Annotated in this window: 15 protein-coding genes; 9 read left to right on the top strand and 6 right to left on the bottom strand. The window is 40.6% G+C overall.

Annotated elements, in window-relative coordinates:
- The first annotated feature begins 13 nt into the window (after positions 1-13).
- Genes FW757_RS05940 through FW757_RS05925 form a run of 4 tightly spaced genes read left to right on the top strand, consistent with a single transcriptional unit; the run spans position 14 to position 3,263 of the window.
- Positions 14-811, top strand: a complete 798-nt coding sequence (locus FW757_RS05940) for a putative hydro-lyase (protein WP_149980357.1) — start codon at positions 14-16, stop codon at positions 809-811.
- Between the two features lie 12 nt (positions 812-823).
- Positions 824-1,555: a 5-oxoprolinase subunit PxpA gene (locus tag FW757_RS05935; protein WP_182717351.1), complete on the top strand. Its 732-nt coding sequence runs from the start codon at positions 824-826 to the stop codon at positions 1,553-1,555.
- Positions 1,540-2,406 carry a glutamate cyclase domain-containing protein gene (locus FW757_RS05930; RefSeq protein ID WP_182717338.1) on the top strand — a complete coding sequence of 289 codons (867 nt, stop codon included), beginning with the start codon at positions 1,540-1,542 and terminating at the stop codon, positions 2,404-2,406. Before FW757_RS05935 ends, FW757_RS05930 begins: the two co-directional genes overlap by 16 nt.
- Positions 2,406-3,263 (top strand): aminotransferase class IV, encoded by an 858-nt coding sequence (locus tag FW757_RS05925; RefSeq protein ID WP_145238837.1) that lies wholly within the window; start codon positions 2,406-2,408, stop codon positions 3,261-3,263. The genes FW757_RS05930 and FW757_RS05925 overlap by 1 nt, the downstream gene beginning before the upstream one ends.
- A gap of 74 nt (positions 3,264-3,337) precedes the next feature.
- Here FW757_RS05925 and FW757_RS05920 read toward each other — a convergent pair whose 3' ends face one another.
- A complete protein-coding gene (locus tag FW757_RS05920; RefSeq protein ID WP_446440981.1) occupies positions 3,338-4,045 on the bottom strand; it encodes a WD40 repeat domain-containing protein in 708 nt (235 codons plus the stop codon).
- Positions 4,046-4,143: 98 nt separating this feature from the next.
- On the opposite strand from FW757_RS05920, the gene FW757_RS05915 reads away from it, so the two are divergent.
- Positions 4,144-4,863 carry a 4'-phosphopantetheinyl transferase family protein gene (locus FW757_RS05915; protein WP_446440980.1) on the top strand — a complete coding sequence of 240 codons (720 nt, stop codon included), beginning with the start codon at positions 4,144-4,146 and terminating at the stop codon, positions 4,861-4,863.
- Between the two features lie 99 nt (positions 4,864-4,962).
- A complete protein-coding gene (locus FW757_RS05910) occupies positions 4,963-6,987 on the top strand; it encodes a S9 family peptidase (protein WP_446440979.1) in 2,025 nt (674 codons plus the stop codon).
- Positions 6,988-7,614: 627 nt separating this feature from the next.
- On the opposite strand, the gene FW757_RS05905 is transcribed toward FW757_RS05910, so the two are convergent.
- Complete coding sequence (locus tag FW757_RS05905) at positions 7,615-9,216, bottom strand: isocitrate lyase (protein WP_446440978.1); 1,602 nt, start codon at positions 9,214-9,216, stop codon at positions 7,615-7,617.
- 256 nt (positions 9,217-9,472) lie between these two features.
- Here FW757_RS05905 and FW757_RS05900 point away from each other — a divergent pair, with 256 nt between their 5' ends.
- The gene (locus tag FW757_RS05900) at positions 9,473-11,650 is read left to right on the top strand and encodes a malate synthase G (protein WP_446440977.1); all 2,178 of its coding nucleotides are present in this window, start codon (positions 9,473-9,475) and stop codon (positions 11,648-11,650) included.
- Between the two features lie 205 nt (positions 11,651-11,855).
- Here the strand turns inward: FW757_RS05900 and FW757_RS05895 are convergent, their stop codons facing one another.
- The 4 genes from FW757_RS05895 to FW757_RS05880 form a co-directional block, all read right to left on the bottom strand.
- Entirely contained in the window at positions 11,856-12,581 is a 726-nt protein-coding gene (locus FW757_RS05895; protein ID WP_182761151.1) for a YebC/PmpR family DNA-binding transcriptional regulator, read from the bottom strand.
- A 167-nt stretch (positions 12,582-12,748) separates the two neighbouring features.
- Positions 12,749-13,384: an HAD family hydrolase gene (locus FW757_RS05890; RefSeq protein WP_182717332.1), complete on the bottom strand. Its 636-nt coding sequence runs from the start codon at positions 13,382-13,384 to the stop codon at positions 12,749-12,751.
- A gap of 170 nt (positions 13,385-13,554) precedes the next feature.
- Positions 13,555-14,064, bottom strand: a complete 510-nt coding sequence (locus FW757_RS05885) for a DUF6702 family protein (protein ID WP_182797654.1) — start codon at positions 14,062-14,064, stop codon at positions 13,555-13,557.
- Positions 14,064-16,505 (bottom strand): M1 family metallopeptidase, encoded by a 2,442-nt coding sequence (locus FW757_RS05880; protein ID WP_182797653.1) that lies wholly within the window; start codon positions 16,503-16,505, stop codon positions 14,064-14,066. The genes FW757_RS05885 and FW757_RS05880 overlap by 1 nt, the downstream gene beginning before the upstream one ends.
- Positions 16,506-16,810: 305 nt before the next feature.
- On the opposite strand from FW757_RS05880, the gene FW757_RS05875 reads away from it, so the two are divergent.
- Positions 16,811-17,065 carry a hypothetical protein gene (locus tag FW757_RS05875; RefSeq protein ID WP_182739345.1) on the top strand — a complete coding sequence of 85 codons (255 nt, stop codon included), beginning with the start codon at positions 16,811-16,813 and terminating at the stop codon, positions 17,063-17,065.
- Positions 17,066-17,193: 128 nt separating this feature from the next.
- The gene (locus tag FW757_RS05870; protein WP_145238872.1) at positions 17,194-17,433 is read left to right on the top strand and encodes a hypothetical protein; all 240 of its coding nucleotides are present in this window, start codon (positions 17,194-17,196) and stop codon (positions 17,431-17,433) included.
- Positions 17,434-17,502 lie beyond the last annotated feature (69 nt).

Below are 17,502 nucleotides of genomic sequence, written 5' to 3'. Positions count from 1 at the left end.
TTACGAGGATACTATGCAACATAACGCATCACTTACTACGCCTTACGCTATTCGTAATATGATCAGGAATGAAGATTATACCGGTAGTACATCGGGCTTTGTTCCCGGCTTTGTACAGGCTAATTTAGTGATTTTGCCCCAGCGCTATGCGTTTGATTTTTTACAATTTTGCCAAGCAAACAAAAAAGCGTGCCCAATTGTAGCAAGTAGCCGCACGCCTGGAGCTACCAGCATTCCAAATGTTGCGCATGATTTAGATATTAGGACTGACATACCTCGCTATCGTATTTTTAAAAATGGCCAATTGATTGAAGAAGTAACGAATATCAAAGAGCAATGGCGCGACGACTTGGTCACTTTTTTAATTGGTTGCTCGTTTTCATTTGAAGAGTCGTTAAAGTTGGCGGGCCTAGAAATACGTAATATTACGGAAAATAAAAATGTACCTATGTACATGACTAATATTCCTTGCGAAAGCGCCGGTATATTTCATGCTAACATGGTCGTTAGTATGCGACCGATGAAGCCGGCAGATGCGATTCGGGCAATCCAAATATGTAGCCGCTTTCCAGATGTGCATGGAGCGCCAGTTCACTTTGGGGATCCAGCTGCAATAGGTATTAAAGATATTAATCGCCCTAACTTTGGTGAATCTGTCACCATTAAAGACGGTGAAGTACCGGTATTTTGGGCCTGTGGTGTCACGCCGCAAGTAGCCATAGCTAATGCTGCGCCTGATTTTTGCATTACACATAGCCCAGGTCATATGCTGATCACCGACATTCAAAACGCCCATATCTCGGCTTTTTAAACGGGAATAATGATGAAGCTCAATTGTGATTTAGGGGAAAGCTTTGGTGCATGGCAAATGGGCCTTGATGAAGAGGTAATGCCGCATATTGATATGGCTAATATTGCTTGTGGTTTTCATGGCGGTGATAGTGATGTTCTAGCACGCACCCTGATGCTTGCTAAACAACATGATGTCATTATAGGCGCGCACCCCAGCTATCCTGATAAACAGGGCTTTGGGCGTCGCTCCATGGCATTAACACCACAAGAGCTAAGCAATTGCCTGCATTATCAAATAGCCGCAATTGAAGGTATGGCAAGAGTACAAGGCCTCACTTTAGAGTATGTGAAGCCACATGGCGCGTTATATAACGATATGATGGCCGATAAAACAATTTTGACCACGGTGATGCAAGCTGTTGCCAGTTACCCGAGCCCTTTAAAACTAATGCTTCTCGCCACTGCGAAAGCAGAGCAACATCAACAACTTGCTCAACAATATCACCTTGAATTAATTTTAGAAGCATTTGCTGATCGCCAATATACCGATGACGGTCAATTAGTATCACGGAAAATTGCTGGTAGTGTGCATGATAAACCTGCGCTAATAGCGCAAGTTAAACAGTTACTCGCCACCGGCTGCGTAACCACACAATCGGGCAACCAACTGCCTTTACACGCCGACAGTTTATGTGTGCATGGCGATAACGCAGCAGGCATTGCCCTAATTCAAGAGATCAAAGCGTTATGCCACACTCGTTAAGTGATGAACAATTAAGTCAAGCAATCGAAACCATGATGGTAGAACAAAACCTACGTGGTATGCAAAATCTCTATGCCTATCAACAGACAGGGACTTATCTGCGCGCTGCAAAGTCGTTATTTGATGCCAAAAGTACGGTACTCATTGGTACCGGTTTTGCCGTCAAGCAAACCTTTGAAACCGATGGCCCTGTTGGCGCCATTGCTTTATACAATGCTTTAATTACGCTAGGTAAAAATCCTATTTTAGTCTGTGGAAACCCCCTTTACAGTGCACTGAAAAATGAATTTAACTGTTTTGAATTGCCACTGAATAATTTTACTGATGCAATGGCTTTTAGCAAAGCTGCGCTGGCTGAGTTAAAACCAGATTGCGTATTGTCTATCGAGCGCCCCGGGCTGTGTCACGGCAATAAATATTACAATATGCGTGGTATTGATATTTCGGCTGATTGTGGTTGTTTTGATTTTTTTGTCAGCCAAGCCTCCTGCCCAACGGTAGCTATTGGTGATGGCGGTAACGAAATAGGGATGGGCAATTTATCACAATATATGACTGAGCTGAGCATTATGCCGTGCCTTACTTGCTGCGATGAACTGCTGTTAGCGGATGTATCAAACTGGGCAGCTTACGGCATTATTGCGTTTTTAAGCCGCTGGCATAGCCAAGACTTACTCGCAGAAGTCGATACTTTAGCAATCCTGCAATATTTGAGTGAACGTGGCAGTGTAGATGGCGTTACTCACAAAAACGAATTAACCGAAGATGGCTTACATGCTATGCATGGCCAACAACTCATCGCAAGACTACGTCAGCTTAGCGATGTTGCCAATCAGAATGAGGATTTATAATGAGTACGGTGTATTTAAACGGCGACTATATGAACGCAGAGCACGCAAAAATATCGCCAATGGACAGAGGCTTTTTATTTGGCGATGGTATTTACGAAGTGATCCCTGCCTATAATGGCAACATGCTTGGCTTTGCAGCGCATATTGAACGCATGAAAAATGGTTTAAATGAACTGGAAATTGTACTCGATTATACAGCTGATACATGGCGTGAAATCTGCCAGCAGCTGTGTGAGAAAAATCACGGTGAAAACCTTGGTATTTATTTGCACGTTAGCCGTGGCGCTGATACTAAGCGTGCTCATGCCTACCCGAGTGGTATTACGCCAACGGTATTTGCCTACGCCTTTGAAATTCCAGCACAACCCGTTAGTGATATCGACAACGCCACGACTTATACTGTATCCGTTGAGCAAGATAAGCGCTGGCAGCGTTGCCACATCAAGTCAACCGCATTACTCGGCAACGTGATTCATTACCAGCATGGTGCGGCGGCTGGCAATAAAGAAACCATTTTATACAATCGCTTAGATGAGCTTACCGAAGCAAGCTCAAGTAATGTGTTTATTGTTAAAGATGGCGTGATCAGCACCCCCCCATTGGATAACCAAATTTTACCGGGTATCACTCGCTGGTTAATTTTAACGATATTACACAGCCACAGTGACTTTAAAGTTCAAGAACGTATTATTACTAAGCAGGAACTATTTGCAGCCGATGAAGTATGGATCACCAGTGCCACAAAAGAAGTTGGCCCAGTGGTAAAACTCAACGGTCAACTGGTCGCTGATGGCAAACCAGGGAAAATATGGCAACAAGTACAGAGCTTATTTACTGAACATAAGTTTGATTATTAATAGCGCTAAGTGGTAATTATAAAAGCCGGGTTTGTTAAGTAAACACGGCTTTTAAAATCCAATTAAATTTTCGCTTACTTAGACTGATACGGCCAAACTTCTAGTACTCCATCACTGCTTTCGCTGACAATTGTTTTATTTTCTTTATCATACGCTACAGCTAAAACTGAGCCACGAATGCGCAGTTGTGTCGCTTTATACTCAGCCAATAATGTACCATCTTTTACACGCCATAATTGTATCGTGCTTTTCGGTGAGCCGGTAAAAAACCTTTTATCATCATTTACAAACCGCGAGTGGTTAAACTCTATAAAATTAGTAAATATATTTAGCTCAGCTTTTTTAATACCGGTGTTTAAATCAAGAAGTATACGATCATCAACAGAATCTATCGCAAAACCTAAACTTGCATTTTCGTTTATACTGACATGATTAACACGAGTCGCTAATTTGAACTCTTTTAAAATAGTGCCATCTTTCGTTGACCATAAATAACTAAACTTATCGCTTGAACCGCTTAATGCTGTTTGTCCATCTGCAGATAGTGCTACAGAATTAATATCAAGGCGATGAACTTGAAATAGCGTATTTTGCTTCGTTAGAGAGTTGATCACATCAGCTTCACAGCTACGATAGCCTACCACTATTAACTGACCGTTTGCTGATATTGCAATATCACGAGCAATGTTTTTCCCTGTTGACCAACTACCCAGTAGTTGACCATTTGCAACTGAAAATAATATTAATGCTAAAATAAATATGTTAGTAAATCTCTTAACCAAAGCTCAGCTTAAATAGTCATAGCCTTTACTTTATTTATGAAGTTATTAGCGTATTATCAAAGTCTTACTAATGACACTAAACAAAACAGCAAAATGTTATGGATTTTTCTCTTTATACTAAACTGAGCCCACAACTTAGTCATAATAGTTATTGTTGTGAGTTTGACAGTAGCAGTTTTATTGACAGTGACTTTTTAAATTATCAGATTGTGTTACCGCAACAACTACAAAAGGCTGTTGTTAAACGAAGAGCTGAATACCTCGCCGGCCGTTTTTACGCAAAACAGGTGTTAACCGCCCTCAATATCCCCTGTTTTGATATTATCTCAGGCCCCGATCGCGCGCCCATATGGCCTAAAAACATTATTGGTAGCATTACCCACACGCAAGGGATCGCAATGGCTATAGCATGTCAGCACACTGATATCGCTGGAATTGGTATTGATATAGAGCAACTAATGAGTGCCAAACAAGAGCTAGAGCTACAAAAGCAAATTTTGCATCCTGATGAATATCCACTGTTTAGGCGATTGGCTGGGCAGCTTTCACATCCATTAACCGTCATTTTTTCAGCAAAAGAAAGTATTTTTAAAGCACTATATCCAAGCGTAAAGCAATTTTTTGGTTTTGAAGCTGCACAGCTAATTGCTTTTAATCAGCAACAATTGCAGTTTAAAATTACTAAAACGCTCGCAGAGCAAGTGCCTCAAGACACTTACGTAACCGTTTTCTATCAATGTAATAAAAGTGTAGTACTCACCGAGTGTGAATTTACTATCGCAGCTCAACCACTCAAAAATACTAATGTCGGCAAGTAGCCACTAATAATCAATCAGGTATTCATCGCATGATGGTGTACCTTTGGGTTTTGTTATTCTATAACGGTTAGGTGCGATAATTAATAACAAGGAATTAAAATGAAATTGATTGCCCCCGCAGCCCTCCTAACCTCGCTGTGTTTTTCAGTATTAGCCAATGATAACCTGCAAACTTTTCAACTAGAAAATGTATTCGACCTTGAATATGCCAATCAAATTGAAATGACTAACGACGGTAAAACCGTCTACTTTGTTCGAAATCGGATGGACATTAAATCAGATAGTAAAGTTAGTAATATTTGGTCTGTCGACAGTAGTTCAAAGCAATTACAACCGCTTACATCGGGTGTACATATGGATTACTCCCCTGTCTTGTCGCCAGACCAATCACGTTTAGCGTTTATTTCAACTCGTGATGGCAGTAGCCAAATTTATGTAAAATGGCTAAAAACAGGCGCTGTTGCAAAAATTAGTAATCTTACTCAAAGCCCTGCAAGTTTGCAGTGGTCACCTAATGGTCGGCAATTACTGTTTAGCCAATTTGTACCGAGTAAAGTTAGTTCTCCTATTAACTTACCAGGCAAGCCTGAAGGTGCCAGCTGGGCAGAGCCTGCTAAATTTATTGATGACGTATATTATCGTGCCGATGGCGGCGGTTATACCAAGCCTGGTTTTCGTCATTTGTTTACTATTGAAGCCAATGGCGGTAATGCCCGTCAGTTAACCTCTGGCGACTTTGATCATGGCGGGCCAGTTAGCTTTTCTGAAGATGGTAACAGCCTTTATTTTTCGGCTAATCGCCATGCTGACTTTAAACTCAAACCAACAAATTCTGAAATATATCAGCTGACATTAAATGATCTACAAATAACAGCGCTTACCGACCGAGAAGGTCCTGATCAGCAACCGCAAATATCACCAGATGGGCGTTATCTTGCCTATACCGGTTATGATGATAAACGTACCAATTATGAAAATACCCAGCTATACATTCGCGATTTAAAATCGGGTGAGACCACAAGTTTAACCGCTGATTTTGACCGCAGTGTCGAGCAAATTAAATGGGCTGATAATTCTAGAGGGCTTTATTTTAGTTACGCCAGTGAAGGCCAAACCGCACTCGCTTATCAACCACGTAGCGGCAAACGAAAAGTGATCACACAAAAAATAGGGAGTGTTTCATTCGGTCGCCCTTATTCTGGTGGTGACTTTGATATAAGCGACGATGGTGATGTGGCAATCACGCTTGCTGATACCCAACGTCCTGCTGATATAGCAATAGTTAAAAATGGTAAAACACAACGTTTAACAAAATTAAATGACGACGCGCTTGGTAATAAACAGCTGGCAAAAGTAGAAGAAATTTGGCTGAAATCAAGTTATGACGACTTACCAATTCAAGGTTGGGTCGCCTACCCTCCTGGGTTTGATAGTAGTAAAAAATATCCCCTTATTTTAGAAATACACGGCGGCCCTGTCGCTAACTACGGTCCACACTTTAGCGCTGAAATACAATTATTTGCCGCTAAAGGTAATGTGGTTTTATATATGAACCCGCGTGGTAGTGATTCATACGGGAAGGAGTTCGCGCAAACTATTCATCACAATTATCCTAGTAACGATTTTGATGACTTAATGACTGGCGTTGATGCGCTTATTGGCAAAGGTTTTATTGATCAGTCAAAACTGTTTGTAACCGGTGGCTCAGGTGGCGGTGTACTTACGGCGTGGATTGTTGGCCATACAGACAGATTTGCCGCCGCTGTTGTTGCCAAGCCGGTGATCAATTGGATCAGCTTTGTACTAACTGCCGACTTCTACCCATTCTTTGCCGATTACTGGTTCCCAGGTAAGCCATGGGATCATATTGAGCATTATATGAAACGCTCGCCAATTAGCTATGTTGGTAATGTTAAAACACCAACCATGCTACTCACTGGTGAAGCGGATTACCGCACTCCTATTTCTGAGACCGAGCAATTCTATCAAGCATTAAAGCTACAAGGAGTTGATACAGCAATGGTACGTATTCCTGATGCATCACATGGCATAACAAAACGGCCGTCAAACTTGATGGCTAAAGTCGCTTATATTCAATGGTGGTTTGATAAACATAGTAAATAGAAATTAGTTAGCGGCGAGAGTAAAGTTAACAAGTTGCAAGTGTGAAGCTAGAAACCGTAGCTTGGTCCTTAGCAACTTTTACTCTCGCTAATTTGTCACTAGTCAAATCCCCTGTAAACCCCCTTTACAAAAAGTGAGTGCTCATTCACATATTCTAAAGTTTACACAAATATCGGACTTTGTAAAAAATCGAGTTAGTAAAATTTCGGTTTATGACATTTTTTGGTCATTGAGTTAGTAAAAAATCGGTTTGAGTCACTGTTTATGGCGTTTAAGTTGGTAAAAAAGTGGTTTGTAGTCGGTTAGAGTTGGTAAAAAATCGGTTTATATTTTCTGATTAATGGCTAATAACGGCCATTTTTATCAAAATCCCCCCTTTCCAAAGAGCTAAAAGCTGATTAAATCGCTAAATTGATAAGAAATACCGCAAAAAAATTTACTTGATAAAAATCTGATCCAAAAATTGAAAGTAAATCTGATGCTAGTTAAATACTGATCCAAGCCTTAGTTAAAATCTGATCTGAGCGGTAAAGTTAGCAGGTGTAAAGCTGTATATCCTGTGTAATTGCTAGCATCAAAAAAAGGGCCTTGCGGCCCTTTGTAACATTGTTGAGTTGGACTGTTATGTTAGAACTGGTTCATAGTGTTTGCTTCACCGCCAGCTTTAAGCGCATTTTCACCTGAGAAGTACTCTTTATGGGTATCTCCCATGTTAGAACCTGCTAAGTCTTGATGCTTAACGGATGCTTGTTCGCGGCGAATTTCTTGACGCTGCACATCACGTACATAAGCCAGCATACCTAAGTCACCAAAGTAGCCTTCTGACAGAATATCAGTGCTCAATGCAGCCGTGTGATAGGTCGGTAGCGTAATTAAGTGGTGGAAAATACCAGCTTCGCGCGCGCCATCGCGTTGGAAGTTTTGTACTAACTCATCTGCTGCGACTGCAAGTTCAGTTGCATCCATCTCTGGTGCCATTAGTGCCTTATTATCATCAATACTTGGATAAGCAGATAGATCTTTACCTTCGTCTAACCACTGTTGATAAACTTGCTCGCGGAATTTCAATGTCCAGTTGAAAGAAGGTGAATTGTTATAAACCAGTTTAGCGTCAGGAACTTGCTCTTTAACCCGATTAACCAGTTCAGCAATTTGTTTTACATGTGGTTTTTCAGTTTCAATCCACAATAAATCAGCACCCGATTGCAAGCTGGTAATACAATCTAGTACAACACGGTCTTTTTCTGTGCCTTCGCGGAATTGGTATAAACCATTATCAAGGCGAGTCGGCTTACATAATTGGCCGTTCATCTTCATTGCCGTATCACCTTCATTTAAATCTTCAACACCGTTAATTGGCGTGGTTTCTAAAAACGCATTGTACTGACTAGCAAGGTCGCCAGGTGTTTGTGATACCGGCACTTTTTGGGTCAAGCTAGCACCAAGTGAGTCAGTACGTGCGACAATAATACCGTTATCAATACCCAGTTCTAAAAAGGCATAACGCACGGCGTTAATTTTTGCTAAAAAGTCTTCGTGTGGCACAGTTACTTTACCTGCTTGGTGACCACATTGTTTCGCGTCTGAAACTTGGTTTTCGATTTGGATAGCACATGCCCCCGCTTCAATCATTTTTTTAGCGAGTAAGTAGGTTGCTTCTTCATTACCAAAACCAGCATCAATATCTGCGATGATCGGTACCACATGACTTTCAAAGTTATCTATTTTATCAAGTACCGCTTGTACATCACCACCAGTTGCTTTGGCGTTATCTAAGTCTTTAAATAAATGGTCAAGTTCACGAGCATCGGCTTGTTTTAGGAAAGTATAAATTTCTTCAATCAACGCCGGTACTGAGGTTTTTTCGTGCATACTTTGATCCGGTAGTGGGCCGAACTCAGAGCGCAACGCAGCAACCATCCAACCGCTTAGGTATACGTAGCTACGCTTAGTGGTTTTTTGGTGACGTTTAATCGCCATCATCATTTGTTGGGCAGTAAAACCATGCCAGCAACCAAGCGATTGTGTGTATTGGCTGGTATCAGCATCATATGCAGCCATATCTTCACGCATTATGTCAGCTGTAAACTGAGCGATGTCTAATCCCGTACGAAAACGATTTTGCAAACGCATACGACTTGCGTATTCAGGATTAATTGCTTGCCATGTTTTACCTTGTGCTTGACAAAGTGTAGCTAAAGTATCGGTTTCACGTTGATAAGTAGTCATAATAAAAAATCCTCTGAACGGGTTAAAACTAAATTTTATTTATATGGTTGTGTGAGAGGCTAAGAGTTAATGCTCTGTAGCGCTTAAATCAACATTAGGCCGATTTATTGGATTTAGTAAATTTATAGTTGTTATGCTGGCTATATATTTAGTGAATGGCTAAAAGAACACCTATTGCGTATTTTTAGGTTATGGTTAACAAAAGATTGCTCACATGCAGTCAATTGCACCGCGACCGTTTAAAAGGATATCGATTATGACACTCTCTCACAGCCAATTTGGATTAACCGTAGATAACCAATTAGCCGATTTTGTTAACCAGCAACTGCTACCCGGTACAGGTATTAGCGAACAACACTTTTGGCAAGGATTTGCTGAAATTATTGATGATCTTAGTCCGCTTAACCGTGCATTATTAGTCAAGCGTGAAGACCTACAACACCAAATTGATAGCTATCACCTAGCAAATAAACACTGGGATGCAGCGCAATACCAACAGTTTTTAACTGACATTGGTTATTTAGTCCCTGAGCCAGATAATTTTTGCATTGAGACAGAAAATGTTGAGCCTGAAATAGCCCGCACAGCTGGCCCTCAGCTGGTTGTGCCAGTAAGTAATGCACGCTTTGCACTTAATGCCGCTAACGCACGCTGGGGGTCGTTATACGATGCCTTATACGGCACTGATGTACTTAGCGAAGAAGATGGCGCTGAAAAAGGCAGCAACTATAATCCTGTTCGCGGTTTTAAAGTAATGGCCTACGCAAGGCAGTTTTTAGATAAAGCGTTACCACTTGAAAATGGCTCACATATTGAAAGTACTAATTATTCGGTAGTTAATGGGCAGCTCATCATCACCTTACGTGATAGCTCACAAACAGGCTTAAAACAACCAGCGCAACTTGTTGGTTTTCAAGGTGAAGCACAAAACCCCAGGGCAATTTTATTACTCAGTCATGGCCTCCATATAGAGCTACAAATAGATCATAATCATAGCATTGGTGCCGCCGACAAAGCGGGCTTAAAAGACGTCCTCCTCGAAGCTGCACTTACCACCATTATGGATTGTGAAGACTCCGTTGCCGCCGTTGACGGCGAAGATAAAGTGCAAGTTTATCAAAATTGGTTAGGCTTAATGAAAGGCACTCTCGCTGAGTCATTCACAAAAGATGGCAAAACGATTGAGCGTACACTCGCTAAAGACCGCAGTTATTCAGGTATTGATGGCAAACCGCTAAGTCTAAAAGGGCGTAGTATGATGTTTGTGCGTAATGTTGGCCATTTAATGACAAACCCTGCGATTCAAGATAGCCAAGGCCGCGACGTATTTGAAGGTATCATGGATGCAATGATCACGGTCACTGCCGCACTGCATGACTTAAATGGCAATAGCCCGGTAAAAAATTCAACTGCAGCCAGTATCAATATCGTCAAACCGAAAATGCATGGTCCTGAAGAAGTTGCTTTTACCAATACATTATTTAGTCGTATTGAACAGCTTTTACAGTTACCCAAAAACACCATCAAAATGGGCATTATGGATGAAGAGCGCCGTACATCGGTGAACTTAAAAGCCTGTATTAATGCTGCTAAACAACGTGTGGTATTTATCAATACTGGCTTTTTAGACCGTACAGGTGATGAAATTCATACCTCAATGCAAGCAGGTGTAGTATTACCAAAAGCAGCCATTAAACAACAACCTTGGATCAATGCTTATGAAGACAGAAATGTCGATATCGGTTTGCAAACCGGGTTAAGTGGTCGCGCACAAATAGGCAAAGGTATGTGGCCAATGCCCGATAAAATGGCGTTGATGATGGAGCAAAAAATTGCCCATCCGCAAGCAGGCGCTAATACAGCCTGGGTGCCCTCCCCTACTGCAGCCACCTTACATGCTATGCACTATCATGACGTTGATGTGTTTGCCTGTCAAAAAGCGATTGCCCAGCGTCAACAAGCTAGTTTAACAGAACTATTAACTCCGCCTTTGATGGTTGATCCTAATAGTTTGAGCAAAGAAGATATTCAGGCAGAGCTGGATAACAATGCTCAAGGTATTTTAGGTTATGTAGTACGTTGGATTGATCAAGGTGTAGGCTGTTCTAAAGTGCCTGACATTAACCATATAGGATTAATGGAAGATAGGGCTACACTGCGTATTTCAAGCCAACATATGGCTAACTGGTTGCAGCATGGGGTATGCACGCAAGCACAAATAGAAACTACTATGGCGAAAATGGCAAAAGTAGTGGATAGCCAAAATGAAGAGGATCCGGCTTATGTTAATATGGCTGATTCAGTGCAAAGCTTAGCACAAAGTATTGCATATCAAGCGGCATTAGCCCTTGTATTAGAAGGAGTTAAACAACCCAGTGGTTATACTGAACCATTGTTGCATGCGTTTCGTATAAAATATAAAGCGCAACAATAACTCCCCTTCGAGTTTGTTAGTGTCATATTGCCAGCCCTCGGGCTGGTTTTTTTTGCTTAAATTATCCTTTAACCATAACTTTGCTGAATAATCAGCATTCAGAAAAATAAGCCATCAACAACAAAAAAGCACATTCCAGCAATGAAATGCGCTTTTGTATCTTCTCGAAACTAGTGTTACTACTGGCTAAATTTATAACTTCAGCCTAATTCACTACCGTGGCGTTATGATAAACGTTTTGTACGTCGTCACAATCTTCCAACATTGCAATAAATTTATCAAAATTAGCGATAACATCGGCATCAGTAATTTCTATATGCACTTGTGGCACGAAGGTGATTTCGTCAACTTCAAAAATAATACCTGCAAACGCCTCTTCTAATGCTGTTTTTGCTTTGTAATATTCGGTATGTGGAGCAAAAACCGATACTTTGCCATCTTCAACTTCTACATCGGTTACATCAACATCAGCCATCATTAAAGCTTCAAGTACCACTTCATCATCGTCACCACTAAAACCAAGTACAGCTAAATGATCAAACATATGTGCTACACAGCCTGGTGTACCTATTTTTGAGTCAGTTTTAGTAAACGGTAAGCGAACATCTTTAATAGTACGATTTGGGTTATCTGTTAAACAGTCAACAATCACCATACAGTTACCTGGGCCATAGCCTTCGTAACGGGCTGTTGCATAATCTTCACCAGCTCCGCCAGCAGCTTTTTCTATCGCTTTTTCGATGACATGTGCTGGTACTTGATCTCGCTTCGCGCGTTCGATTAAGCGTTTTAGCGACTGGTTTACTTCTGGATCAGGTTCACCATTTTTTGCTGCTACGTAAATTTCTTTACCGTACTTAGAATTAACTTTGGTTTTAGCATTGGCTGTTTTCGCCATGGAGCTTTTACGTACTTCAAATGCTCTGCCCATCTTATGCCTCTATTGGAAACTCGATATTGGCAACATTTTAACAATTTGCGCAGTATTGAGCTAGTGATTAAATGACTGCAAAATCACAATTATGACATTTCGTTTAACAGTACTTACGCTTATAAAAGTTAAACAACACGCTATTTAACATAACACTAAAATTCTACTTAAACTGAAGCATTTATAAGTCGAGATTGTCGTGTTTGCCCTAAATTATTTATTAACTTAGGCAATTCAGAAAAATGGTGCAGAATATAATCAGCTTGTTCTGCATATGCAGGAACATCACTCGGTGCATATAAACAAGCACGCATATTGGCATTATGTGCAGCCTGGATATCATAAAGATAATCACCAACATAAAGTATATGTTGCTGATCTATTCCCCATAACGTTGCAATTGCATTCAAAGCACTCGGATCTGGCTTAGGGGGGGCATCACTACGCGTGAGTACAGTTTGAATTGGCAACGGATTATTTTTTAATTTCAGCGCAGTAGCGCGGTCGTAATTACGTGTCACGATTGCCATTGGTATTGCTTGCTCTTTTAAACGCGCGATAGCTTGCGCTACACCGGGTAACAACGTTGCATGTTGAGCATCAATAAGCTCATGCTGATGGACAATATTCATTGCTTCCTCACGCATGTAAGGAGACGGAAGGCCATCAATAAAACTAAGTAGATCATGCTCGTCAGGGCAACCGACTTGAGCTTTGATAAGAGTAAAATCAAGTTCAGATGATACTAAGGTGCCATCTAAATCAAAAATAACCCCAGCTACTGTACTTTGATACGTATTCATACCACTCCTTGTATATGATTTGATTTTCATCCAAATTACTTACTTTAAGATAGTTTACGCAATTAGATATGAAAAGGAACATATTCGTATTTAATATAAAAATTAATAAAAAACGCGCACAAAACTACTGTGCGCGTCGGTTGGGGGACTTTTAAATTTGCCTACTTAGTTTACTCTACCGCTGTATTAGCTGGTTCAAAGCGCGCTTCTAGCCAAGTGTCATCTTGGGTAAAGTGCAGTGTTTTCACTTTGCCTTGACCTTCAACATTAACCATATTCACTTGCGCAGGCCATAAATCACGCAGCGCGCCGTGACTCATACGGATCCCTTTAATGTCCTTTGGGATCGGCGCTTCTTGATAAACCCAAAAAAACTTACCATCAACTTGCGCACCCACTTCTTTCAACACTAGCGGCTCACCATCTAGTGTTTGTAAAGCAACATGTGATTCTATGTAATCTACAAAGCGTTGTTGATCTTCTTTATTACTAATAATATCTGCACCACCGGCAAATAAATGCTCCACAGCATGCTCGGTATCATGTAAATAAAACCGATGCATTAGCTCAATATTACTAGTACGTTTATTAAATAAAACTGTAGTTACTGATGCTTTAAGTTGATGCGCCATCGCTGGCATAGCAACTATAAAAGCAAGAATAATAAGCATAAAACGCATTATTCTTGCTCCTTATCGCTGTCTTTTTCGTCACCTGTTTTTAGCTCAGTTTTAATATCGTGCATGATATCGCGGCTGACTTTGGCTTTACTTTGCTCTTTTTTATACACTTCAATACGTGAAGGGATAATACGACGAGGGTAGTTATTATTTTCAACATCTACGTCTGCAGTTTCCCAACGAGGGTCAACCGTTACTGATACCAAAGGCTTGTTCTTATCAGTAATAATAAGTTTTTGCACATGTTTGTGGTTGCGACGCCAGATTTCGGCAGGGATCATACGCTCTTCTTTAGTACCATCTTCATAGCTAAGCTCAAGTAAAATTGGCATTACTAGGCCGCCTAAATTCGAAAATTCAAGCACGTAATAGTTTTTATCTTCTGCAACTGCGCGATCGAGTACTTTACGCTCCCATGGCTCTAAGCCTTTTAAGAATTTATTATACGAGTTGCGCTCTTTGTTAGTAACAGTGAAGCGGTCGTTTTCATCGTAAAAATCAGTTACGTCGGAGTTTTCTTCAACCCATAGCTTTTTAGCTTCAGCCTTATTGCGTTCCACAAATAGTGGCATAGGTTTAGCCGCTTCAATATCACGTAGGCGATTAAAATCTATATCAGGATTTTTAGTATCTAAACGTAATTGATAGACTTTATCGAGCGAGATATCAACATGATCAGTGCTATAGAACCAGCCACGCCAGAACCAATCTAAATCAACACCTGATGCTTCTTCCATAGTACGGAAAAAATCAGCAGGGGTAGGGCGCTTGTACTTCCAACGCTGGGCGTACTCTTTAAACGCAAAATCAAACAGCTCACGGCCTAAAATCACTTCACGCAAAATATTCAGTGCGGCCGCAGGTTTGGTATAAGCATTAGGCCCTAAACGCAGTACGCTGTCTGACTGAGTCATTACCGGCACTTGATTTTCAGACTTCATGTAGGCAACAACGTCACGTGGTTCAACCCCCCATGGAATAGTTGGATCCCATTCACGCCCAGCAACACCATCTAAAAAGCTGTTTAAACCTTCATCCATCCAAGTCCATTGGCGCTCATCAGAGTTCACCACCATAGGAAAATAAATATGACCAACCTCGTGGATCACCACGCCAATTAAAAAGCGCTTTTCAGCTTGTGAATAAGTACGCGAACCGTCATCCTGTAACTCAGTTCGAGGGCCATTAAATGTGATCATTGGATATTCCATACCGCCTACTGGACCATTGACTGACTGCGCAACAGGGTATGGATAATCAAATGAAAAGCGTGAATAAACTTCCATTGTATGTACGATTGCTTCGGTCGAATACTTCTTCCATAGATCGCCACCTTCTTTGGGGAAAAATGACATAGCCATCACTAATGGCTGATCATTACCGCCTTGTTGATAACCTTTTGCATCCCACATAAATTTACGCGACGACGCCCATGCAAAGTCACGCACATTTTCAGCTTTAAAGTGCCATGTTTTGGTCTTGTCTGTGCCTTCTTTTTCATTTTCTAAGGCTTCATCTTCAGTAACGATAAATACTGGGCGCTTTGTATTTTTGGCTTGTTCTAAACGGTTTCGCTGAGTACGGGTCAGCACGCTACTAGCATTATCAAGCTTACCCGTTGCAGAGACTATATGATCGGCAGGAACAGTGATCTCAACATCATAATCACCAAATTCTAGCGTAAACTCTCCACTGCCTAAAAAGGCTTTATTAGTCCATGCTTCGTAATCTGTATAAGCAGCTAAACGCGGAAACCATTGAGCAAGTAAGAATATGTCGTTGCCATCTTTTTCAAAATGCTCGTAACCAGAGCGAGCGCCAACGGCATCTTCTTCGACGATGTTAAAAGCAAAGTCCATGCTGAATTCAGTGTCTTTGCCTGGTTTCAGTGGTTCATTTAAGTCAATACGCATTAGTGTATCAACAACTGTGACTTTTAATTCTTTACCGTTATCATCTTTAACATTAGCAATTGTAAAGCCAAGTTCATTGTCACTCATAAATTGTTGACGACGTAACTGACTTAAACTTAATTTAGTTGCTTTTGGTTGTGGATCTCCCTGTAGGGCAGAGCCGTTAAATGTAGCAGTACGTTCTGCAATAGAGTCGCTTTTAAAAATATTTTGATCGAGTTGCAACCATAAATACTTGAGTGTGTGCGGTGAATTATTTTTATACTCTATGGTTTGACTTGCTGTTAAGCGACGTGCATTTTCATCAAGCTTTACATCGATGTCGTAATTAACATGCTGCTGCCAATATTTTTCACCAGGCTCACCTGCTGCACTACGATAAACATTCGGTGTAGGCAGCACTTCATCAAGTTGGCGAAACTTATCAACATAACTGCCTTTTGTTTGCTCAACTGCAGAAGCCATAACAGTACTTGAGAGAGCTAACGGTAAAAATATAGCCCCTAAAGTTACAACTGCTTTTTTCATAATTAATCCTGTTAATTTTTCGTAAGCATACTTTGTCAAAATAGTGAGATATATTCAATGAAATAGCGATAAACCGCCGCATTTATAGGGTAAAAAATAACTTATTCTTAAATACTGATGATTAACAACAAGGCAATTATTGTAAAGGGGGTTTACAGCAACTTTTGTACGAAATTCAGGCTTAATTAATGCAAGTCAATTACAGTTAGCTTTACAGTTTGTAAACACGTTAACCTAAACGATGAGTAGTAAACCCTCATACCATAGTATTGAATAAGTTAGCTGACAGCTTGCAGGGGTAACCGATGAAATTTTACATTGTAAAAAAAGATAATAGTGTTGCGGCAATTCCAGCTCAGACTAAGCAACTAAATGAATATCAAAAGCGGGGCTTTAAGTTTGTTGAAGTCGTTGCGGCTTGCGATAAAAACGACGCACTCGCTCGCTTTCCAAAACATAGTAAAAAACGTAAAAAGTGGCTTGTTTTATGCAGTAGTTTGGTGGTTATAAGCATAACTTTTAGCTTAATTTCGGCTATTTTTGTATTAATGGCTAAATAATGAATTCTTTAGTTGACCTTTATAGTCATTTGTATTTAAAATCGCCCACTTTTTTGATTTGAGGGGGTTAAAAGCATCGCTTTTCTCCTCAAAAGTGTTTCAACATACTAGTAAAATGCGGTGGGCATATGGATTTTTATATCCTAAAAAAACAACAAGAAGTAATTGCAATTCCAGCAGATGAACAAAGTTGTAAACAGTATTTAGATTCAGGTTATTTTTATATTGATAAAGTAGCTGCCTGTAACGAAACGAATGCGTTAAAAGTACTGCAGGCCAAACAAACCAAAGCTCTCAAAGTACCATTAGTGCTGGCATTGTTAGCTTTACCCATGGTGATCTTTGCTTGGTATAACCTAACAAGTTAAAGATTCAGCTTGTGCCCTTGCATCTTAATTTAGCTTGGGTATATTGACGCTCTTAACTGTTTTTTAAGA

Source organism: Pseudoalteromonas sp. 1181_04, assembly GCF_052850545.1.
Note: the sequence above shows the minus strand (reverse complement) of the source record. Positions and strands in the feature narration are given on the sequence as shown.